The sequence below is a fragment of the Streptomyces sp. NPDC052701 genome, assembly GCF_040678355.1.
Lineage (GTDB): Bacteria > Actinomycetota > Actinomycetes > Streptomycetales > Streptomycetaceae > Streptomyces.
The window spans coordinates 1-1,330 of sequence record NZ_JBFATO010000087.1 but is presented as its reverse complement, the minus strand read 5'-3'; the positions used below and the strand labels follow the sequence as shown (position 1 = coordinate 1,330).

The window sequence follows — 1,330 nt, the reverse complement described above, 5'->3', positions numbered from 1 at the left end:
TGAACCGCACCGGCTCGAATGGAGACTCGATTTCATGAAAGGATCGAGTCATGGCACGACCTTCCCGTTACCCGCTTGAGCTCCGCCGTCGTGCGGTGCGCATGGTCACCGAGGTGCGAGGCGACTACCCGAACGAGACAGCCGCCCTGCAGGCGGTCACCGACAAGCTCGGCATCGGTTCCCGCGAGACGCTGCGGAACTGGCTGAAGCAGCACGAGATCGACGCGGGGACGCGGCCGGGGACGACGACGGAGGAATCGGCCCAGCTCAAGGCGATGAAGAAGGAGATCGCCGAGCTGAAGCGGGCCAACGAGATCCTCAAGGCGGCGGCGAGTTTCTTCGCGGCCGAGCTCGACCGGCCACACACGCGCTCGTAGCGTTCATCGACGAGCACCGGGACCGCTTCGGCGGTGTCGAGCCGATCTGCAGGACGCTCACCGGGCACGACTGCAAGATCGCCCCTTCCACCTATTACGCCCACAAGAAACGACTGGCCGCTCCGTCCGTCCGTAGCGTGCGGGACACGGAACTCAAGGAGCTGATCCGGCAGGTCCACACCGACAACTACCGTGTCTACGGGGCTCGGAAGATCTGGCGGGAGCTGAACCGGCGGGGCCGCACGGTGGCCCGCTGCACCGTCGAACGGCTGATGCGCGAGCTGGGCATCGCCGGCGCCGTCCGTGGCAAGAAGGTCATCACAACGATCCCCGACCAGCAAGCCGAGCGGGCACCCGACCGCGTCGAGCGCGACTTCGTCGCCAGCGCGCCGAACCGCTGCTGGGTTGCGGATTTCACGCACGTGGCGACCTGGGCCGGAGTGGTCTACGTCGCCTTCGTCGTGGACACCTTCTCCCGCCGGATCGTCGGCTGGTCCGCCGCGACGTCAAAGGAGACCCGGCTCGTCCTGGACGCTTTGGAGATGGCGCTGTGGCAGCGCGACCGCGATGAACATCCCCACGTTCGGGGCGAGTTGATACATCACAGCGATGCGGGCAGCCAGTACACCAGTTTCAAGCTGGCCGAGCACCTGGACGCGGCCGGCATAGCGGCCTCGATCGGCTCCGTCGGCGACGCATACGACAACGCCCTGATGGAGAGCACGATCGGCCTGTTCAAAACCGAGTTGATCAAGCCGCAGCGGCCCTGGAAGACCCTTTCCCAGGTCGAGCTGGCCACCGCCGAGTGGGTCGACTGGTACTGCCACCGACGCCTGCACGGTGAGATAGGCCACGTCCCACCCGTCGAATACGAGACCAGCTACTACCTGACAACCACGAAACCCCAGGTCACAACCACCAACTGAGATCTCTACCGAACCCGGGGCGGTTCA

Annotated in this window: 1 protein-coding gene; it reads left to right on the top strand. The window is 65.6% G+C overall.

The features are described from left to right. The first annotated feature begins 50 nt into the window (after window positions 1-50). Window positions 51-1,303 (top strand): IS3 family transposase gene (locus AB0L29_RS35500; RefSeq protein ID WP_365833480.1). Its coding sequence is split into 2 segments (ribosomal slippage): window positions 51-330 and window positions 330-1,303, totalling 1,254 coding nucleotides; the frame shifts between segments, so codons are not numbered across the junction. Window positions 1,304-1,330 lie beyond the last annotated feature (27 nt).